The following is an 18,637-nucleotide window of genomic DNA, read 5'->3' on the forward strand; positions in this document are numbered from 1 at the left end:
ACAGCGTGCGAAACTGAAGCATTATTTTTGTATAAAATTTGATGTTGTCTCTGATCGGTACACTTTTCGTTAACCTTTATACCGGTCGCACGTGATCCTAATCAGTCCGTGCCTGTCGCAGCAGACACGCCCAGACAGCGGCTGACATCGAGCAGGGCATGCTCGGCGATACAGAAACTGTCTTCATACTTGAAGTGCCCGGCGGCGACGCACTGTTGCAGGTCCAGACGCGCCCAGGTCAGACAGCGTTCCACCACCGGATCGGAGAGCAGGGCATTGACCAGTTCGGTCGACTGGGTCGGATCGTTGGAGATCGCCTGCAGGGCCGCAACCGACAGGATGCGCCCGATGCGATCGCGGTCAGGATCGACTGCGGCATCGCCGACGGTGAGTGAAAGTTGCGGCGTCGCATAGGCGCTCATGCGCGCAATTTCCGGATGCTCATACAGGGCCGAGGCCGGGACGACCCCCTCAAGGCCGGTGTCGAGCGAGAGCAGAAACTCGTTGCTCAGCGGCACGCTCGGTCCCGATCCCGCATTCTCCAGGGCGGAGAGGCGGTCGCGCCGATTGCCGGAGCGGGCCTGGGCCCAGCGCGTTGATTGCAGGTCGTAGGCGGCAGCCCGGTAACGGTCGGAAACCTCGCGGATGCCTGCGCTGTCACGCTCGAGCGCGTCGACCACGGATGCTTCCGCGGTGTCGGCATGGGTGAAGCTGATGGCGTAGGTGGGATCATAGAGCAGGCCGGACATGGCAGCCTGTTCGCCATAATAGTCGGCGAGCTCGCGGACATCATCGAGATATTCGGGGTGCTGGGCGGCGATCATCGCCGTGTAGGCGATCCAGGCGCGCACCAGGCGGTCGTGAACATAAAAGGCGGTCAGGCGGTCCATGGCGGAGTCGAGATCCTCGCCCGACCCGATCGGGGCGGAGCGCAGGTCTGCGACGACGCCATGATAGGCAGCGTAGTCGCCGGCAGCGGCGCGGACCGGATCGGCGGCCGGCGCCGCGACGGCGTCAAGCTGCAACACCGGGGGCTGTGCCATCGTGCTGTCGTCCTGCCCCTCGCTCTGGAGCGCGGTGGTCAAAGCAAGCGCTGCGAGGATGGATATCAACATGGGGTAGCCTCCATAACCCTGGGAACCGACAGTGTGCCCCGGACAGCCCCGGTCTCCAAGCCAAGAAATGCATAGACAGGAGACAGGCTTTCCAGCTCGAAACGGTAAACGTCAAAAGTTTAAGATTCAGTATTTGTTAACGCCGGAGGCAAAGATTGCACCATAGGGTTTGCGCTGAGTCGCAACGGGAAAAGATGCAAAAACCAAAACGAGATATCGCTGCTTGGATTGCCCGCCGGGGAGGTCCTGTCGCCAATCTGATCTGGATTGCGACGGTCGCTGCGGCCGCGCCGCAACTCTGGCCGATCCTCGACGGTCCGGTCTGGCTGAATGCGGCCGGATTGCTGGGCGTCGCCTTTCCGGCAATTGCCGGTCTGGTGCTGGCACCGCGTCTTGATCGTTCCTTCGAACGCTTTGTACTCGCCATGCTGTGGACGGGGCTCGCGGCGATTGTGGCCGTGACTGCGGGCGGTGTGACCGGCACGGGCGTGCTCGCCTTCCTGTTGGCGCCGGCGATGGCTGCCGCAGGCGGTGATCGTGAGGCCATCGTCAAGGCTGGCGCCATGTCGGGCCTGGCTGCCATTATCGTGACTGCGCTGCAGCTGACCGCATTTGTCCAGCCGCAATCGATCGCGGTCGAATATCACCTTCCCTTCGTGCTCGGTGTGGTGCTGGTCGTGGCCTATGGCTTCACCTGTGCCTCGATCCGGTCGATCCGTGCCAATGATGCCGCCAGTCGCGAGGCCGAACATGGCCGTGTTCGCGGCCGTGCCTTTGACGCGGCACCGGCAGCGCTTCTGGCCTGTGATGCGGACGGCAATATTCTCGCCGTCTCCGAGGGCGTGCGCGAATTGTCGCCTGGCCTGCCACGCGAGCTGAACAACCTGCCCTTCGCTGATCTCGGCTTTGAAGACGAGGATCGCGCCGAACTGGCCGGTGCCGGCCGCCGCGCCGCAACGCGTCCGCTTTCCGAATTCCTCAGCATTCGCGGCGAGAAGGGCCATGCCGAGCGCGTCCGTCTCGATGCCCGTCCGATGGCGGGCGGCTCCGTGTCCGTGATCGCGCGGGACTACAGTGCCGAGGCGGAAAACGCCCTGCGCGAGGCGGAAGAGGCGCGTGCTCTGGCGCTGGAAGAGGCCCGTGCAAAGTCGCAATTCCTCGCCTCCGTCAGCCACGAACTGCGGACCCCGCTCAACGCGATTATCGGTTTCTCCGATGTCATGAAGGCGCGCCTGTTCGGACCGATGCCGGCGCGCTATGCCGAATATGCCGATCTGATCCATGAAAGTGGCCAGCATCTGATGGAATTGATCGGCGATGTGCTCGACATGTCGAAGATCGAGGCCGACAGCTATGATCTTTCGCGCGAGAGGTTCGATATTTCCGAAGTGGTCGGGCTGAGCGTCAAGATGATGCGGCTGCAGGCCGAGGAAGCCGGGCTGAGCCTGACGGTCGAGGCCGGTGACCAGCCGATCCTGGTCAATGCCGACCGCAAGGCGCTGCGCCAGATCATGCTCAATCTTCTCTCCAACGCCGTGAAGTTCACGCCACAGGGCGGGGCCGTGGTGGTGATGGTGCGGGCCTCCGGATCCGATCTGGTCCTGGCGGTTGGTGATAGCGGTATCGGTATCGATCCGAAGGAAGCCGAAAGGCTGGGCCAGCCCTATCGCCAGGCATCAAGCGCGCGCGAAGTCGATACCCGTGGTACCGGGCTGGGACTGTCGCTGGTGCGGGCCCTGGCGGGGCTGCATGGCGGTGCGATGACGATTGCCAGCGCCAAGGGCGTCGGCACGACCATCACCGTCACGCTGCCGGTGCTGGAACAGGTCATGGGGCAGGTGGATACGCTGCACCGGCTCGACGTGCATCAGCAGATCGAGCGCGCCCAGGAAGCCTCCAAGTCGCTTGCGGCCACGGCCGGCGCGGCCTGAGGCCTCAGCTTTCGGGAAGCTCGATCGGGGTGTTTTCGTCGATTGCCGCGCGCAAGAAGGCGACCGCCGCGGCGAAGTCACCGATCTCGAAATATTCCGACGCCATGCGATCGCCATTGCGGTCCATGAAATCGATCCGGGCGGTCTCGCGCGGGTCGAGCGCGTCGAGCTGTTGCACCACCGAGAGCGGGAAGCGAAACGCGTGGCCCTGCGTGACGCCGGCCAGGGCATCGGCTGCGGCGCCGCTGATCTGGTCACTGGCCCACACCATCCGGCGCGCATATTCCGGCGGTGTCCAGCGGGCCCAGGCGGCATTGGACGGTCCGGCAAACATGCCGTTCATGGTCGGGTCGTAGAGATCCGGCGCGCGCTCGGTATTGCGCATCACCAGGATCGCCGAAATATAGTCGCCACCACCGGGCAGGGCGACGGTGAAGCGGATATCGCCACCGACGCGGCTGATGCCGGCACGCACGCGCCCGGTATCCTGGACCAGGGCCCAGACCGGTGCGTCGGTGAGAATCTGGCGGTCGGCGAACCAGGAGAAGGCCGTGCCCGGAAAGGTCATGTTGGGGACACGCAGATAGCCGTCGAATGCGGCCAGAACCCGCGCCTGCATCGCCCGAACCGTCTCGGAATCGCAAGCGAGTTCGCGCGCTTCGTCCGCGAACTCGGCGCCATAATTGCGGATTTGAGCCGGGCTGATACCGCTGCGCAGCAGGACACCACGTGCCTGCAGGCGCGCGGCATCGAGGGCAGCTCTCTGGCGGTCGGTGAACAGGGCGCAATGGGCGTCCATCGCCAGCGCAGCAGTGCGTTCGCCAAAGATCAGATCGGCGTTCTGGGCTCCGGCAGCGCCGGTGAGGCCAAACAGGCCCAGGGCCATGGCGTGATAGGCGCGGCGCATCTCAATTCCCCGAACATCCGAGGAATTGAAGCTAGCATGGCAAGTTTTACGACGCGTGAACGCGGCGGCGGCGCCAGATTCCCCGGATCAGCATGATGAAGGCAACGCCGAACAGCATGAAGGCCGCATCGCGCATATGGTCGAGCGCAAACTCCTGCACGCGCTCGCGCACACCCGGCGCCGTGACGCTGTAATCGAGCGGTGTGACACCGCGCACGCTCCACACTGCGGCCCGGCCCTCGAGGGCGTGCCAGAGGTCGGAACGGGCCAGGCTGCGGCCGGCGGATTCAAACGAGGACATCTCCGGCGAGGTCAGTGTGCCGATCCAGCGGCCGGTCTGTTGCGAGTCACGGAACAGGGAGGCGACGCCAATACTGGTGCTGTCCTCGGGCGTGGCTGCCGGCGCGCTCTCATCGGCATAGGCCGCAGCTGCCAGGCGCATCAGGCCGCGTTGACCGCGGCTACGCTCGGCGGCGCGCATGGCGGCGCCGAACTCTGCTGGCGCATTGCGGCCCATGGCGGCGATGCCGGTGCTGTCCGGTCCGATGACCAGAAGGTTGTGATTGGCCGGGGCGTGGTCCGTCTCCTCGCCATACCAGGCATAGAGCCAGGCTTCGCCGCTGACGAGCGCGCTGCGGGCCAGGACCGAAAGGGCACCGAAACGGTCGGCGCGGGTGCGGGTGGTGAACTGCACCGCCGTGCGCGAGCCCTGGTCGGCGCTGAAGGGCAGGCCGGACGCGGCAAAGGTACGCAGATCGGCATTGCGGCTCAGCAGGCGGGCATCGCGGACCTGGGGCCGGCCGAGGCGCCCGGCCGTGATCGCATCGGCGGCCACGAAGCTGCGGCCATAGCCGGCGAAGGAGCGGGCGGCGAACAGGCGGCCGGCGGCGACGGCCTCATCAATATTGCGGCCGGTAACGATCAGGCGTGGCGTCTCGCCGGGGCCGAAGGCGATTTCCGGTCCCTGGCTGCGCTCGCCTGTACGCAGAATGGCGCGGTCATCGCCGGAGAGGCGGTCATTCTCGGCAATCCGGATCACCAGATCGGCATTGGCCTCATCACCACCGAACAGTGGCACATTGCCGGCCCGCAGGGCCACGCCCTGGGCGACGAGGCTCTCCAGCGTGGCGCGTTCGCGGCTGATATCGGTGATCAGGGCGATGCGGCGCGGCGCGGCGAAATCGGCGGCGAGCGCCTGTTCCAGCTCGTCCAGCGAGGCGATCGGGCTGTCCTGTTCCAGCGTCAGGCGCAATTGCGAACGCCGGGCATCGACGATCCAGCCGGTGGTGGCATTGTCGACGCTATAGGAAATCTCGAGGGTGTTCTCGCCGGGCATGATGTCGGCGGAGAAGAGGGCGAAGCGTGCTTCCAGCGAGCGCGGCTGCGGCCGGATCACGATCGGCTCGCCGCCATTGATGGCGACGTGGATGCGGCCATTGGAGTGGTCGCTGGCCGGGCGTGCCGCGAGGCGAAGCCAGGCTTCCGAGCTGTAGGTGTTGGCTGGCAGGTAGAAGCGGATGCTGGTGCGCGACTGGCTGGAGGAAAGAACGAAGGCATCCATCCCGGTTTCGAGATCGGCGAGCGTGCGCTCCTCGATCCGGGTGCCTTCGGTGCCGTTCTGGTCCACACTGACCGTTGCAGGGTCGTTCTGATTCCCCTGCGCAAAGGCCTGACTTGCCGCCGACGCACAAAGTGCCATCGCAACCAACGCAACTCGTACCAACATAGAACGCTCCCTTACCCCGTTAATACGTTATTAAGCAATTCGGCTGCCAGCAATGAAAATGATTCAACTGAAGACGAAATTCTGGGTGGATGCCTTGTTGCGGCGGGCTGAATCGGGCTTGGCGGCCGCCTATGTCATTCGCCACGGAGACGAAGATGCGGGTGCGGTACTCGTCAAGGTTTCAGATCTGGGCGGCCAGGCGACCCTGTTTGTGCCGGCGCGGGACGAAAATGGTGAACGGATCTGGACGCGCCACCGCCAGGGGCCGCTCCCGGAAGCGGAGGTGGATGCCTATTGTCTCCGCCGCGCCGATGACGATCCCGACATCTGGGTCATCGAGATTGAGGATCGGGCGGGGCGGCATTTTCTGACCGAGCCGGTGGCGGATTTTTAACGACCCGCAGCTAGGGTGTGGGCAGTTGGAAGTGAGGGGTTCGCGGGGGATTGCGATGTTGTTCTTGTTCAACGAAACCGTTTTTGATCTCGGCGATGTCGACTCGGTGCTGCAGGACGGCACGATTCCGCTGCCGCCTTCCCAGTTCGAGACCCTCACGACGGGGCATCTGACGCTGTTGCTGCGCGAGGCCCTTTATGTCGACCCGATGATGGCGACGAACAAGCCCGAGCGCACCCGGCACCTGGCGGCACTGATCGCCTTTCGCGCACCGGGGGCCAATGCCCTGCTCGGTGTCCGCCCCGGCAATGCCCGCGGGCCGGACGATGTCGGATTGCGCTTTGCCAATGTGCCGATGGTCATCCTGACCTATCTCTGGAAGCGCCAGAAGGACGGCGAACTGAACCCGGCGGTGATCAATGAGGAAGTCTGGAACCGGGTGACGGAAAACTTGCACAGCGCCTACTGATCAGGCTAGTTCGGGGCTTGCACTCTCAGCGGGCCAGTTCATGACTTCTCCGACGATTGATGCGCCGGAATGGGCGCGTCGCCGCAGCTTCGCCATTATCTCTCACCCAGATGCCGGTAAGACCACGCTGACCGAGACCATGCTCTTGGCCGCCGGCGCGATCCGCATGGCCGGACAGGTGCGCGCGCGTGGTGAAAACCGCCGCACACGCTCCGACTGGATGAAGATCGAGCAGGAGCGCGGGATTTCCGTCTCGGCATCCGTGATGACGTTTGAACATCGCGGCCTCCTGTTCAACCTGCTTGATACGCCTGGCCACGAAGACTTCTCCGAGGACACCTATCGCACGCTGACCGCTGCCGACAGCGCCATCATGGTGCTCGATGCCGCCAAGGGGGTTGAGCCGCGCACGCTGAAACTGGTCGAGGTCTGCCGTCTGCGCGATATCCCGATCGTGACCCTGATCAACAAGATGGACCGCGAGGCGCTGGACCCGGTCGATCTGCTGCAGGACATCCAGGACAAGCTCGCCCTTGATGCCGTGCCGATGCAATGGCCGGTCGGGTCCGGCCAGCGTTTCAAGGGCGTGGTCGATCTGGTGACGGATGAGCTCGTGCTCTATCAGCGCCCCGGCGTCGAGCATGACCGTGAAGCGGCTTCGGAACGGCTGCCGCTCGACGGTCCGGAAATCCGCGAGCTTCTCTCCGATGCCGAGATTGAAGAGGCCCGCGATGGCGCCGAAGTGGCGCGCGAGCTTTGCCCCGCCTTCAATCCGCAGAGCTTTCTGGAGGGCCATATGACGCCGGTCTTCTTCGGCTCGGCCCTGCGCGGCTTCGGCGTGCGCGAATTGCTCGACGGGCTGGCGGACAAGATCCCCGGCCCGGCACCGATGAAGGTGCAGATCAATGGCGAGCAGACCTATATGCAGCCCGGCGACAAGGAAGTGTCGGGCTTCGTCTTCAAGGTGCAGGCGAATATGGACGCCAATCACCGCGACCGCGTTGCCTTCGTGCGCCTGTGCTCGGGCAAGTTCCGCCGCGGCATGAAACTCAAGACCGAGACCGGCAAACAGCTCACCGTTTCCTCACCCATCCTCTTTTTCGCCCAGGACCGCGAGATCGCCGACGAGGCCTTTGCCGGCGATGTGATGGGCGTGCCCAATCACGGCACCCTGCGCGTTGGTGACAGCCTGTCGGAGAGCGGCAAGCTGCGCTTTTCCGGCATTCCCAATTTCGCGCCGGAAATCCTGCGCCGGGCCCGCCTGGCCGATCCGCTCAAGGCGAAACATCTCAAGAAGGCGCTGGAAAGCCTGGCCGAGGAGGGCGTCACCCAGCTCTTCCGCCCGGTGCTCGGCGGCGATTTCATCGTCGGTGCGGTCGGCTCGCTGCAGATCGATGTGATGCGCGAACGTGTTGCTGCGGAATACGGGCTCGAGGTCAGTTTCGAGCCGGCCCCCTATGAGACGGCGCGCTGGCTCGGCGGCACCGAGGAGGAGATCGATGCCTTTGGCGAGCGGCACAAATCCGCCATGGCGGTCGATATCGATGGCAATCCGGTCTTCCTGGCCAAGAGCAATTGGGAAGTCTCCTATTCGGAAGAGAAATTCCCGAACATCCAGTTCCACCGCGTGCGGGAGCGGGCCTCATGATCATGCTGCAGGATGACGGCGGATTTCTCGCCCAGTCTGCCGAACTCTGGGACCAGATCGTCTCTGTCTGGCAGACCTCCTTTCTCGGCGTCAGCGTCTCGCACGGGATCAGCGCCGTCATCATCATCGTGCTCGGCATCACCTTGCGGTCGGTCCTCGCCGGCACGCTCATCGCCGTGCTCAAGCGCATGGCACACAAGACCGACAATGGCGTCGATGATGCCATTGTCGAGGCGCTTGCCGGGCCGCTCAAACTCCTGCCGGTGACCGTCGCGCTGTTCTTCGCCCTCAATATTCTCGAGGCCGGGACGGGCAGCACGGCGATTTCCGACATCGACCGGATCATTCCCTCGCTGGTGGCGATCGGGATTTTCTGGGCCCTGCACAATACCGTCGAGCCCTTCATCCATCTGATGCGGGCGCTGCAGAATGCGCTCACCCCGGTCATGCTTGACTGGCTGACCAAGGCGATGCGGATTCTGTTTGTCATTATCGGCGCCGCCGCCGTGCTGCAGATCTGGAATATTCCGGTCGGCGGCATCATTGCCGGCCTCGGCCTGTTCGGCGTCGCCGTCGGTCTCGGGGCGCAGGATCTGTTCAAGAACCTGATCGGTGGCCTGCTGGTGCTGGCGGAAAAGCGTTTCTTCCCCGGCGACTGGATCAAGGTCGATGGCATTGTCGAGGGCACGGTGGAGGAGATCAATTTCCGCTCCACCCTGGTGCGCCGTTTCGACAAGGGGCCGGTCTACGTCCCCAATTCGAAACTCTCCGACAATGCGGTGACGAATTTCTCCCGCATGACCCATCGGCGCACCTACTGGATCATCGGCGTGCGCTATGACACCACGGTCGAGCAATTGAAGACCATTCGCGACCGCGTGCTCGATTATGTTACCAGCCATCCGGACTATGCCCAGGCGCCAGAGGTCTCGACCTTCATGCGCGTCGACAGTTTCGGCCCGTCCTCGATCGACTTCATGCTCTATTGCTTCACCAGGACCACCAATTGGGGCGAATGGCTGAGGCTGAAGGAAGAGCTCGCCTTCACGATCAAGACGATTGTCGAGGAAGCCGGCACAGAATTCGCCTTCCCGTCGAGCTCGATCTATCTCGAGCAGGGCGCCGAGCTTTTCTCGCCGCCCGAGGCAAAGGCCTAGCAGCCCGCGCGGCTTAGCTGGTTGACGCCGATGTGGCCGCGACACTGGCGGCGGAGACCGCGGCGATCATGGCCGCCTGGGCGGCGATGACAGCGGCCAGGGCGCTGGCGCTGCGGGCCGGGTCCCGGGCCTGGTCATCGAAGGCGATCAGGCTGGCCAGCCGGGTGCGGGCATGGCCGATCGACGGCAGATGCTTCGGCATCGCGGCGGCGATTTGTGCGATGTGCTGGACATCTTCCGGCGTCCGGCCGGCGGCGGCCCAGTCCATCGCCATGGCGCGATCACTCTGGCCGCGCAGGAAGCGGTCGGCCCGGCGCGCATCCTCGATGGCATTGAAACGAACCAGCACCCGTTCCGGCGCCTGTTCGAGCAGGACGCACTGGCGCGCGCCATCACGCTTGTGGCCGCGGGCACGCCGGTCGGCACCGAAGACGGTCTCGGCATGTTCGCGTGCGGCGCGGACGGCGTCCGGTTGCGTGTGAGCCAGAACCTGGGCGGCAGCGAAGGTATCGGTCACGGCATCGTCCGACCGCCACCAGGGCGGGCGCAGGGCACGCTTCATGGCGTAGAACGCCTGCACCGTCTGCGGCCCGGCCTCCTCGCCGAGGCTGAGGATCAGGGCGGCGCGGGAGCCGCCGGCATGCAGGGCGCCGGTTTTCGAGGCGGCGCACTCCTGGCGCAGGGCCTGGCGCGCGCCGAGAAAATGATCGGGCTCGACACCATGGGCGGCGAGCATGGCGGCATAGACCCAGCGCATGGAACCATTGGGCGCGCGAAAACCGCCCAGCGCTGTCGTCAGGGCTTCATGCCGTGCCTTCGTGGCCGCGACGAGCCCCTCATCCTCACCGGTCGCATGCACCAGCGCGACCGCGGCAAAGGCTGCGGCCTGACGGTCCGGGCGCGGCTTGCTGTCACGCAGGGCCTCGCTCAGGGCGAGAAAACGGTCGAGGGGGGCTGTCATGCGGGGCAATCCTTTCACTGTACCGGCAAAGCCTAGCACGTGGCGGAACTTGTCCCTGCAGGGAATGGGGCGGCGGTCGTCCCGCCTCTAGGCGGCGATGTCGCGGCGCATGCGCCAGAAACGCATGGCGCGGGCCGCATCCTCGGGCGTGATGCGGTCATAGATCTGGCCGAGCTCGCGCGCGTCGCGGAAGGCGTCCTCGGTGGCATTGCTGCGCAGCACGGCCAGCGTCACGAACAACGCCTTGTCGAAACCGGCCGAGCGGCAGATCAGGGCGAGCGGATCAATGCAGTCCTGTTCGATGGCCCGGCGCGCCGCGACCCGGTCGACACCGGTCATTTCGGCAAAGGCGACATGGAACCGGGTCATTTCGCGTTCGCGCAGCAGACGCGCCAGCAGGCTGCCATCAAGCATTTTGCGAACAGCCATGCCGCGGACGAATTTCTCCGCCTCCTGCACATCGCGATCCTGTTCCATGCGCTGGCTCAGCCGGGCGTGCGAAGCGGCGAGCGCCTGTTCGACGAGGTGGGGATCCATGCCGTCGAAGCGTTCCAGGATGTGGTCCCGCAGCTGGTTTTCCACCGTCAGCATCAAATCGCCGAGCAGGTCGGCCGGCGTGTCCTTGCGGGTCACCATCGGCGCCTGCAGCACCTTGGAGCGCTCGGCCCGTTCGCTGACCGATTCAAAGCTTTCGCGCGACAGCCGGGCGCCCTCATTGCGGATCAGGACGGCGACGGTCTCGTCATCGCCGCGGCGGACAATCGTATCCGACAGGCGTTCGGACACCTGTTCGCGCCGGGAAATCGCCTTGAGCTGGGGCTGCGCGCCCTGTTCGGCGATCGAGAGGAGTTCCGCTTCGCTCAGGGCCGTGGAACGCGCCAGGATCGGTCCGGCGACCTCGATCGCGTCCTGCGCCAGTTTGAGCAGCACGCCGCGCGGCGCCAGCGGCGCATCGGCGAAGCGTTCTGCCAGCTCGGCACGGGCCCCCTGCGCCGTCTGTTCGGCCAGGGCACTGAGCACGTCGTCGAATTCCTGTGAGACCGGCGTGTCGCGTTCCGGTGGCGCGTCGAAGAACATGTCGGTGACTTCGCGCAAGAGGGTGCGCCGGCGATCGCTGGATCGCTCCTTGGCCAGATCCAGGAGGCTGTTCAACTTGCTGATGACGGCCATGAAACGTCTCTCTTCGGTGTCGCTGCCAGAGCGTTGGGAGACATCATGCCTGGTGTAGGTAAAAGAATTGTCTTCGGGACCGTATAAATTGTCCCGGAATTGGCTGGCCTGTCAGTGCGGGCCGGGTTGAGTAGCGCGTAGGGCGGCGATTTCGCGGGCGCTGGGCGCGCGCTCACTGGCGGCCTCGATCTGGGCTGCGATATCGCTGGCCAGACCGGTAACGCGTTGCGGCGCGGGCCGGGGTGCCGGCGTCGAGGCCAGCAACGCGCAGCTGCCGTCGACATCCTCGAGCCCCGGCGGCGTCCAGACCCAGGAGCGGCATTGCGCCTGTCCGTCACACAAGGCCGCACACATGGTCTGATTGCCGTCTGTGAGGCTGGTCCTTTGATAGACCGAGCCGAGACGGGTCCAGCCCGTCAGCACGTCGCCGGCGCGGGCCGGAACGGCGGCGGCGCCAAGGATCAGGAGAGTAGCGAGAGCGGTGCGAATGGCCATGGCCGGAGTGTGCCGCCGGCGGACTAACAAAAGCTTGCCGTCTCCCGGGCCTGCCCGGGAGACGGGTCAGCGCCGGCGAACGGGGAATTTGGCGACGCTCGCGTTGGTTGCGGTGGCCGGGCGGGCCGGAGCTGTGGTGGGGGCGGTCTGGGCCTCGGCGTCGAGATAGGTGGCGACGGTACTGGATTCCATCGGCCGGCCGAAAATGTAGCCCTGGATGTAACGTGCATTCATCTCCCGCAGAAGATCGAGTTCGGCCTTGGATTCGACACCCTCGATGACGCAATCGAGGTCGAGCGAATGGCCGAGATTGATAATGGTGCGGATGATCTTGCTCGCCGAGGCGTCCTTGAGCAGCGGGGTGACGAAGGAGCGGTCGATCTTGATCTTGTTGACGGGCAGTTGGTGCAGATAGCTGAAGTTGGAATAGCCGGCGCCGAAATCATCGAGGGCCAGCTTGCAGCCCAGCGCCGCGATGCGCTCGATCGAGCGGCGCGCCTGATCGATATCGGCCATCATGGCGGTTTCGGTGATCTCGAATTCGATCCGGTTCGGCGCGATACCGCTCTGCTTGACCAGGTCGAGGATTTCGCTGACCGAGACCGGTGACATCAGGTCGTGGCCCGACAGGTTGAAGGACACGTGCAGATGCTCCGGCCATTGGCTGACGGCGTCCAGCGTCTTGCGGAGCAGGGTCTGGGTGATTTTGCGGATCAATCCCGTGGTCTCGGCGGCCTTGATAAAAATGTCGGGGCGAACCGGCCCGAGGATCGGGCTGTCCCAGCGGCCGAGCGCCTCGAAGCCATAGGTCTGGCCCTGTTCCAGATCGTATTGGGGCTGGAAAACGACGCGCAATTCGGTGTCGAGGGGGCAGGCCCGCAGGGTCTGGTCAATCTTGCCGAGATTGAGCATGTCCTTCTCGTGACGGGCGCTGAACATGACGGCTTCGCCGCGGGCGGTCTTCTTCGCGGCACGCAGGGCGAAATCGCCGCGCTCCATCAATTGCCGGATCGACAGGTCGGTGCGGTCACAGACGACCAGCCCGACCGAGGCCGAAATATTGGCCTGGACATTGTCGATGATATACGGCTCGCCGAGGCTGGCGCACAGGCGCCGGGCGAATTCCTCGAGGCTGACCTTGAGGCGATCCCGGCGCAAGAGGATGGCGAACTCGTCACCGCCGAGGCGCGCGACCGGGCTGCGGCGCGGGACCACTGCGAGGATCCGCCGGCCGGCATCGCCCAGCAACTGGTCGCCGACGGCATAGCCATAGGCATCATTGACAGGCTTGAACCCGTCCAGATCGATCAGGGCGAGGATCGTGTCCTGGGCGGCCGTCCGGCGGCTTGCCAGGGCGGTACCGAAGACATTGAAGAAGCTGAACCGGTTGGCCAGGCCCGTCAGCGGATCCCGCTCGGCCTGGTCGCGTGTCTGGCGTGCCAGGGCGTCGGCCTTGGCGGCAAAGGTTTCCGCCTTGCCCCGGTTCGCATCGGCCTCCATGCGGGCCTCGATGGCGCGAAGCAGGGTTCTGCGCATCAGGGTCGCCATGCCCGTCGCCGCGAAGCTCGCGGCCAGGGCCAGGAAGAGATAGTCGACCAGCAGGGACGGGACGTGAATCGTGATGAAGACCATCATCGTCGCCACGGTCACCACGGCACCGGCGATCATGGCGCGCATGCTGACGCAGGAGATCGCGAAAACCGGCATGGCCAGGATGTAGTAGACCAGGTTTGCCGCCTGGAAATGCAGTGACATGTGGATGGCAATATTGGCCAGCGTGATGGCACTGGCGACGAGGTTGTAGACCTCCATCGCGTGTTTGCTGCTGCTGCGTGCGCTGCTCTGGTACATCAGGCATGCGGCCAGGGAGGAACTGCTGAGGAGGGTCACCATGCCGACATATTCCCACATCGGATAATCGGTCGGCGGGAAGACGAGATAGGACAGGGTCAGCAGGCCGTAATAGACACAGAGCGATATCAGGAAGCCACGCACGATCGGCCGGAAGGCGATCGCCATTTCGCTGTCGATATCCCGGATTGAGGACGCGGCCGCGGCCCCCCGGTCCGGCCGGCTACTGATCCACTCGATGAGCATGAAGACTACTTTCAGGCGACAGATGAACGATCACAAGGCGCTGCCCAGCGTTAAGGCGAGTCTAAGGCGCGAGCGGCCCCGGGCGCTCCGGGCGGCGAATTCGCGATCAGTCGCGCACCGCAAGGAGCGCGTGACGGCTCGAGTCTCTCTGAAAAATCATTGCTAATCAGCAGTTTGAGAGTGGTGTTTCCCGCGGCACTCCTCCGCCCATGGCCGTGAAATCGTCCGGCGTGGCCAGGGTCATATATTATGCGAAAGGGTGTCTGGGCGGAAAATACCCGTTCGAGTCGGGGCGTGGCGCGGCGTTGAGGGGTTCAAATCAAAGTTGACTTGCCCCTTCGCAAGTTTAGGAAACAGGCGAAGCCGGGGGCAGGAACAGTGACATCAAACGGTATCAGTGCGCGATTGACCGCTTTCGTCGAGAGCGACGTCTTTCGCAATTCCATCATGGCGGTGATCATTTTCAACGCGATCACGCTCGGCCTCGATACGCTGCCGTTCCGGGCGGCGTGGTTTCTTGACTTCCTGCCGCTGATCGACCGCATCGTGGTCGGGATTTTCATCGTCGAACTGGCATTGAAGCTCGTCGCCTACCGGCTGCAATTCTTCCGTTCCGGCTGGAACTGGTTCGACCTGATCGTGATCCTCGCCTCGGTCCTGCCGATGGCGGGAAGCTTCTCGGTCCTGCGTTCGCTGCGCATCCTGCGCGCCTTCCGCCTGTTCTCGGTGATGCCGGAAATGCGCAAGGTCGTCGAAGCCCTGCTGCGGGCGATCCCGGGCATGGGCGCGGTGATGGCGGTGCTGGGGCTGACTTTCTACGTCTCCGCCGTGATGGCGACCAAATTCTACGCCGAGACCAATCCGGAGCGTTTCGGCACGCTGGGCGATACGGCCTTTTCCCTGTTCCAGGTGATGACGCTGGAGGGCTGGGCCACGGACCTCGCCCTGCCGGTGATGGAATTCCATCCCTGGGCCTGGCTGTTCTTCCTCGTCTTTATCGTGCTGACCAGTTTCGCCATTCTCAATCTCTTCATCGCCATCATCGTCGACAGCCTGCAATCCAAGCATTTCGACGCCGAAGAGGAACGCGATGCCGAGGTCGGCGAGGATGTCGTCGAGCTGCAGGGCGAGATCGCCGGCCTGCGTCAGCAGATCGCGACGCTCACCGAGCTGGTTCAGCGCTCCCTGGGATCGCCCGCGGCCGGTGAGGGCGTGGCCTCGAGCAGCGCGTCGAAGGCCCCCGACAGTTCCGAGTAGAAGGCGGCCAGCCTTTCCTCGCGTTCCGAACGCGTGCGCGGCGCCGGGGCGCTGAGCGCGTGGACGGGGACGCCCTGGTGGACGCGGGTCATGTAGTGTTGCCAGATCGTCGCCGGCAGGCCGCCGCCGGTGACATTGCGCATCGGGCTGTCATCATCATTGCCGACCCAGACGCCCGCCGTGTAGTCCTCGGTGAAGCCGATGAACCAGGCATCGCGGAAGGACTGGCTGGTGCCGGTCTTGCCGCCAACGCCGCGGCCGCCGGCGAGGATGGCGCGACGTCCGGTTCCCGATATTACCACATCCTGCAACATGGTGGACATTGGCCGGGCAATCTCCGGCGCGAGGGCGCGGACTGGCGGCGTCTCGGGATGGGCGTAAAGCACATCGCCGCGCGAATTGGTGATGCTCTCGATGAACCAGGGATCAAAGCGCTGGCCATCGCGCGGGAAGACCGAATAGGCCGCTGTCAGCTCCAGCAGATTGACCTCGGCGGCACCGAGCGCAATCGCCGGCAGTTCCGGCAGTGGTGAGCGGATACCCATCCGGTGACCGGTCTCGACAATCCGCCCCAGCCCGACATCGCTGGCGACCTGGGCCGCGACGGTATTGATCGAGCGCCGCAGGGCTTCCTGCAGCGTGACGAGGCCGCGATAGCCGCCGGAGAAATTCTCCGGTTCCCAGCCGTCGAGATCGACCGGCTCGTCCCAGACCGCCGATGAGGGGTCGTAGCCGGCTTCCAGCGCCGCGGTGAACACGATCGGCTTGAAGGCCGAGCCGGGCTGGCGCTGGGCCTGCAGGGCGCGATTGAACTGGCTGGTGAGATAATCACGCCCGCCGGCGAAGGCACGGATCGCCCCGTCCGGCGCCAGGAGGACAATCGCCGCTTCGCTGGCATTGACCGCTTCGCCATCGCGATCGAGCACGCCGGCAATGCTTTCCCGCGCCGCCAGGGTCAGCGCCGGATCAATCGTCGTGCGGATCACCAGATCGGGCACGTCGTCCGGCAGCAGCCGGGCCGCCTCCAGCACCGCATAATCGAACACATAGCCCCAGGTCACCCCGGCCTGCGGGTCGAGACTGGCCGGCACCGGCACGCCCGGATTGGCCATCGCCTCGGCATAGTCGTCCTCGTTGATGAAGCCGGCCTCCAGCATCGCCGCGAGCACCTGCGCCGCGCGTGCCTGGGCGGCTTCCAGATTGACGGTCGGATCGAGTCGCGAGGGCGCCTTGGGCAGGGCGGCCAGCATGGCGGCCTCGGCCAGGGTGAGATCGGTTGCCGCCTTCGAGAAATAGCGATGCGCGGCGGCTTCAACGCCAAAGGCGCGGGCACCGAGATAGATCCGGTTGAGATAGAGCTCGAGGATTTCCGTCTTGGTGAGATTGTCCTCCAGCGCCCAGGCGAGGCGGACCTCCTGCAGCTTGCGCCGCAAGAGACGGTCGGGGGTGAGGATCAGATTCTTCACCAGCTGCATGGTGATGGTCGAGCCGCCCTGCACCGAGCGCCCGGCGCGCAGATTGGTCCACAAGGCCCGCGCCACGCCGCGATAATCCACTCCGCCATGCTCGTAAAAGCGCTGGTCCTCGATCGCCAGAAAGGCCTGCGGCAGGTAGGGCGGCAAGTCCTCCAGCGAGACGGCGCGCGCATAGAGCGGTCCGCGCACGGCGAGCACATTGCCATGGGTGTCGAGCACGGTGACGGAAGGCTCCAGTCGCACCGACCATAATTCCGCTGCCGAGGCCGGTGCCGGTGGCAGATCGTGAAACGCCCAGTCCCATACCAGCAGCGCCGCAATCAGCATGCCCAGCAGGCTGACGCCGGTCACGCTGGCGCCGATGATCAGCGTGCGCCGCTGGCGTTGCTCGCGTTCCATCATGTGATCGGCGCGATACGGCTCGTTGAACATGCTATAGCCACCCGAAATCCGGCCCTGCTCAAACGCGCAGGCCCGCGGTAAACTTCAGGCCCCAACAAATGGGCCAAATTCAGGCGATAGACATGACACAGCCCTTCTGGAAAACGAAAACATTGTCGCAACTGACCAAGCCCGAATGGGAATCCCTGTGCGATGGCTGTGGCAAGTGCTGCCTGATCCAGCTGGAAGACGAGGATTCAGGCCTGCGCCTGCACACCGACGTCACCTGCCGCCTGTTCAACGCCGATACCTGCCAATGCGGCGACTATCCCAACCGCAAGAAACGCGTGCCCGACTGCGTCATCCTCACCCCGAAAAACGTCACCGAACTGGAATGGATGCCCCAGACCTGCGCCTACCGCCTGATCGGCGAAGGCAAGGATCTGTTCGACTGGCACCCGCTGGTGTCGGGCGACCCGATGAGTGTGCATGAAGCGGGGATGTCGATCCGCAACCAGGTGATTTCCGAGGATGAGGTTGATCCGGAGGACTGGGAAGACCGGATTGTGGAATGGCCGGGTGAGGGGGATGAGGAGGAGTAGGTTCTTCTTTTCGTCACTGCTTCTTCTTCAAAATTCCAAAACGCTTGTCATCCCGGACGGATGCCCCGCGCAGGCGGGGCGCAGGTCCGGGACCTACCCGCAAGACCAGCTGGATCAGCGGGTAGGTCCCGGATCTACGCCCGGACCGCTGCCGCGTCCGGGCATCCGTCCGGGATGACACGTTTTGTTTTTCTCGTTAAAATTGCAGAATGCAATATTTCGTCTATCTATTGGCCTCGCGGCCGAAGGGCACGCTGTATTGTGGCGTGACCAATGCGTTGCTGCGCCGGGTGTATGAACACAAGACGTGGCAGGTACCGGGTTTTACGGCTCGCTATGGTGTCGATCAGCTGGTCTGGTTTGAGGCGCACGAGGATATCAACGAGGCTATTGCCCGCGAGAAACGGATCAAGCGGTGGCGGCGGCAGTGGAAGTTGAACCTGATCGAACAGGATAATCCGGGCTGGGAGGATCTCTACTGGCGGCATGGTGGCGTTGATCCGACTGCGGTGGTCCCCGAGGGGTTGCGCAGCTGGATGGCGTGATTTCCCGCCTGCCTGAGGCATGCCCCTGGCACAGAGGAGGGTGCTCTCATGCTTGTCCCATCGACCTTTCTCAAAATTCCAAAACGCGTGTCATCCCGGACGGATGCCCCGCGCAGGCGGGGCGCAGATCCGGGACCTACCCATGGATCCAGCTGGAGTAGCGGGTAGGTCCCGGATCTACGCCCGGATCGCTACGCGTCCGGGCATCCGTCCGGGATGACAAAATATATGGTTTGAATAGAGAAAGGCGCGCAACGCCCGTCCTTCTCCCATGGGGAGAAGGTGGCCGAAGGCTGGATGAGGGGTG

Annotated in this window: 16 protein-coding genes; 8 read left to right on the forward strand and 8 right to left on the reverse strand. The window is 64.5% G+C overall.

The features are described from left to right. Positions 1-101: 101 nt before the first annotated feature. Positions 102-1,115 carry a hypothetical protein gene (locus tag ACN0YF_RS05220; RefSeq protein WP_417483010.1) on the reverse strand — a complete coding sequence of 338 codons (1,014 nt, stop codon included), beginning with the start codon at positions 1,113-1,115 and terminating at the stop codon, positions 102-104. A gap of 194 nt (positions 1,116-1,309) precedes the next feature. Here ACN0YF_RS05220 and ACN0YF_RS05225 point away from each other — a divergent pair, with 194 nt between their 5' ends. After that, positions 1,310-3,046, forward strand: a complete 1,737-nt coding sequence (locus tag ACN0YF_RS05225) for an ATP-binding protein (protein ID WP_417493586.1) — start codon at positions 1,310-1,312, stop codon at positions 3,044-3,046. A 4-nt stretch (positions 3,047-3,050) separates the two neighbouring features. On the opposite strand, the gene ACN0YF_RS05230 is transcribed toward ACN0YF_RS05225, so the two are convergent. Together ACN0YF_RS05230 and ACN0YF_RS05235 are read right to left on the reverse strand one after the other, a co-directional pair. Beyond that, on the reverse strand, positions 3,051-3,953 hold the full coding sequence (locus ACN0YF_RS05230; protein ID WP_417493587.1) for a hypothetical protein: 903 nt from the start codon (positions 3,951-3,953) through the stop codon (positions 3,051-3,053). Positions 3,954-3,999: 46 nt separating this feature from the next. After that, entirely contained in the window at positions 4,000-5,580 is a 1,581-nt protein-coding gene (locus ACN0YF_RS05235; RefSeq protein WP_417483007.1) for a hypothetical protein, read from the reverse strand. 151 nt (positions 5,581-5,731) lie between these two features. Between ACN0YF_RS05235 and ACN0YF_RS05240 the strand changes: the two genes are divergently transcribed. Genes ACN0YF_RS05240 through ACN0YF_RS05255 form a run of 4 tightly spaced genes read left to right on the forward strand, consistent with a single transcriptional unit; the run spans position 5,732 to position 9,347 of the window. After that, entirely contained in the window at positions 5,732-6,073 is a 342-nt protein-coding gene (locus tag ACN0YF_RS05240; protein WP_417483006.1) for a DUF1491 family protein, read from the forward strand. A 55-nt stretch (positions 6,074-6,128) separates the two neighbouring features. Continuing rightward, entirely contained in the window at positions 6,129-6,542 is a 414-nt protein-coding gene (locus ACN0YF_RS05245) for a hypothetical protein (protein WP_417483005.1), read from the forward strand. Between the two features lie 40 nt (positions 6,543-6,582). Next, complete coding sequence (locus ACN0YF_RS05250) at positions 6,583-8,190, forward strand: peptide chain release factor 3 (RefSeq protein WP_417493588.1); 1,608 nt, start codon at positions 6,583-6,585, stop codon at positions 8,188-8,190. Then, positions 8,187-9,347 carry a mechanosensitive ion channel family protein gene (locus ACN0YF_RS05255; RefSeq protein WP_417483003.1) on the forward strand — a complete coding sequence of 387 codons (1,161 nt, stop codon included), beginning with the start codon at positions 8,187-8,189 and terminating at the stop codon, positions 9,345-9,347. The genes ACN0YF_RS05250 and ACN0YF_RS05255 overlap by 4 nt, the downstream gene beginning before the upstream one ends. A 13-nt stretch (positions 9,348-9,360) precedes the next feature. Here the strand turns inward: ACN0YF_RS05255 and ACN0YF_RS05260 are convergent, their stop codons facing one another. The 4 genes from ACN0YF_RS05260 to ACN0YF_RS05275 form a co-directional block, all read right to left on the reverse strand. Further along, on the reverse strand, positions 9,361-10,308 hold the full coding sequence (locus ACN0YF_RS05260; protein ID WP_417493589.1) for a hypothetical protein: 948 nt from the start codon (positions 10,306-10,308) through the stop codon (positions 9,361-9,363). Positions 10,309-10,395: 87 nt separating this feature from the next. Next, positions 10,396-11,478, reverse strand: coding sequence for a DUF2336 domain-containing protein (locus ACN0YF_RS05265; RefSeq protein WP_417483001.1), 1,083 nt, complete (start codon positions 11,476-11,478; stop codon positions 10,396-10,398). 111 nt (positions 11,479-11,589) lie between these two features. After that, positions 11,590-11,973, reverse strand: a complete 384-nt coding sequence (locus ACN0YF_RS05270; protein WP_417493590.1) for a PAN domain-containing protein — start codon at positions 11,971-11,973, stop codon at positions 11,590-11,592. Between the two features lie 66 nt (positions 11,974-12,039). Further along, positions 12,040-13,992: a putative bifunctional diguanylate cyclase/phosphodiesterase gene (locus tag ACN0YF_RS05275; RefSeq protein WP_417493591.1), complete on the reverse strand. Its 1,953-nt coding sequence runs from the start codon at positions 13,990-13,992 to the stop codon at positions 12,040-12,042. Positions 13,993-14,448: 456 nt separating this feature from the next. Here ACN0YF_RS05275 and ACN0YF_RS05280 point away from each other — a divergent pair, with 456 nt between their 5' ends. Beyond that, on the forward strand, positions 14,449-15,327 hold the full coding sequence (locus tag ACN0YF_RS05280) for an ion transporter (RefSeq protein WP_417493592.1): 879 nt from the start codon (positions 14,449-14,451) through the stop codon (positions 15,325-15,327). Here the strand turns inward: ACN0YF_RS05280 and ACN0YF_RS05285 are convergent. Continuing rightward, positions 15,246-17,234, reverse strand: a complete 1,989-nt coding sequence (locus ACN0YF_RS05285) for a transglycosylase domain-containing protein (protein ID WP_417493593.1) — start codon at positions 17,232-17,234, stop codon at positions 15,246-15,248. The two genes, ACN0YF_RS05280 and ACN0YF_RS05285, sit on opposite strands and share 82 nt — an antisense overlap. Positions 17,235-17,302: 68 nt before the next feature. On the opposite strand from ACN0YF_RS05285, the gene ACN0YF_RS05290 reads away from it, so the two are divergent. Together ACN0YF_RS05290 and ACN0YF_RS05295 are read left to right on the forward strand one after the other, a co-directional pair. Continuing rightward, the gene (locus ACN0YF_RS05290; RefSeq protein ID WP_417493594.1) at positions 17,303-17,785 is read left to right on the forward strand and encodes a YcgN family cysteine cluster protein; all 483 of its coding nucleotides are present in this window, start codon (positions 17,303-17,305) and stop codon (positions 17,783-17,785) included. 209 nt (positions 17,786-17,994) lie between these two features. Beyond that, positions 17,995-18,330, forward strand: coding sequence for a GIY-YIG nuclease family protein (locus tag ACN0YF_RS05295; protein ID WP_417493595.1), 336 nt, complete (start codon positions 17,995-17,997; stop codon positions 18,328-18,330). Positions 18,331-18,637 lie beyond the last annotated feature (307 nt).

Origin of the sequence: Maricaulis sp. (genome assembly GCF_048270265.1) — a bacterium.
Taxonomy (GTDB): domain Bacteria; phylum Pseudomonadota; class Alphaproteobacteria; order Caulobacterales; family Maricaulaceae; genus Maricaulis.

What these genes read in the sequence shown, in the direction of transcription:
- ACN0YF_RS05220 (WP_417483010.1), bottom strand. Translation starts at nt 1,115, where the DNA reads ATGTTGATATCCATCCTCGCAGCGCTTGCTTTGACCACCGCGCTCCAG.
- ACN0YF_RS05250 (WP_417493588.1), top strand. Translation starts at nt 6,583, where the DNA reads ATGACTTCTCCGACGATTGATGCGCCGGAATGGGCGCGTCGCCGCAGC.
- ACN0YF_RS05265 (WP_417483001.1), bottom strand. Translation starts at nt 11,478, where the DNA reads ATGGCCGTCATCAGCAAGTTGAACAGCCTCCTGGATCTGGCCAAGGAG.
- ACN0YF_RS05285 (WP_417493593.1), bottom strand. Translation starts at nt 17,234, where the DNA reads ATGTTCAACGAGCCGTATCGCGCCGATCACATGATGGAACGCGAGCAA.
- ACN0YF_RS05270 (WP_417493590.1), bottom strand. Translation starts at nt 11,973, where the DNA reads ATGGCCATTCGCACCGCTCTCGCTACTCTCCTGATCCTTGGCGCCGCC.
- ACN0YF_RS05275 (WP_417493591.1), bottom strand. Translation starts at nt 13,992, where the DNA reads ATGGCGATCGCCTTCCGGCCGATCGTGCGTGGCTTCCTGATATCGCTC.
- ACN0YF_RS05255 (WP_417483003.1), top strand. Translation starts at nt 8,187, where the DNA reads ATGATCATGCTGCAGGATGACGGCGGATTTCTCGCCCAGTCTGCCGAA.
- ACN0YF_RS05295 (WP_417493595.1), top strand. Translation starts at nt 17,995, where the DNA reads ATGCAATATTTCGTCTATCTATTGGCCTCGCGGCCGAAGGGCACGCTG.
- ACN0YF_RS05230 (WP_417493587.1), bottom strand. Translation starts at nt 3,953, where the DNA reads ATGCGCCGCGCCTATCACGCCATGGCCCTGGGCCTGTTTGGCCTCACC.
- ACN0YF_RS05290 (WP_417493594.1), top strand. Translation starts at nt 17,303, where the DNA reads ATGGGCCAAATTCAGGCGATAGACATGACACAGCCCTTCTGGAAAACG.
- ACN0YF_RS05240 (WP_417483006.1), top strand. Translation starts at nt 5,732, where the DNA reads ATGAAAATGATTCAACTGAAGACGAAATTCTGGGTGGATGCCTTGTTG.
- ACN0YF_RS05225 (WP_417493586.1), top strand. Translation starts at nt 1,310, where the DNA reads ATGCAAAAACCAAAACGAGATATCGCTGCTTGGATTGCCCGCCGGGGA.
- ACN0YF_RS05260 (WP_417493589.1), bottom strand. Translation starts at nt 10,308, where the DNA reads ATGACAGCCCCCCTCGACCGTTTTCTCGCCCTGAGCGAGGCCCTGCGT.
- ACN0YF_RS05245 (WP_417483005.1), top strand. Translation starts at nt 6,129, where the DNA reads ATGTTGTTCTTGTTCAACGAAACCGTTTTTGATCTCGGCGATGTCGAC.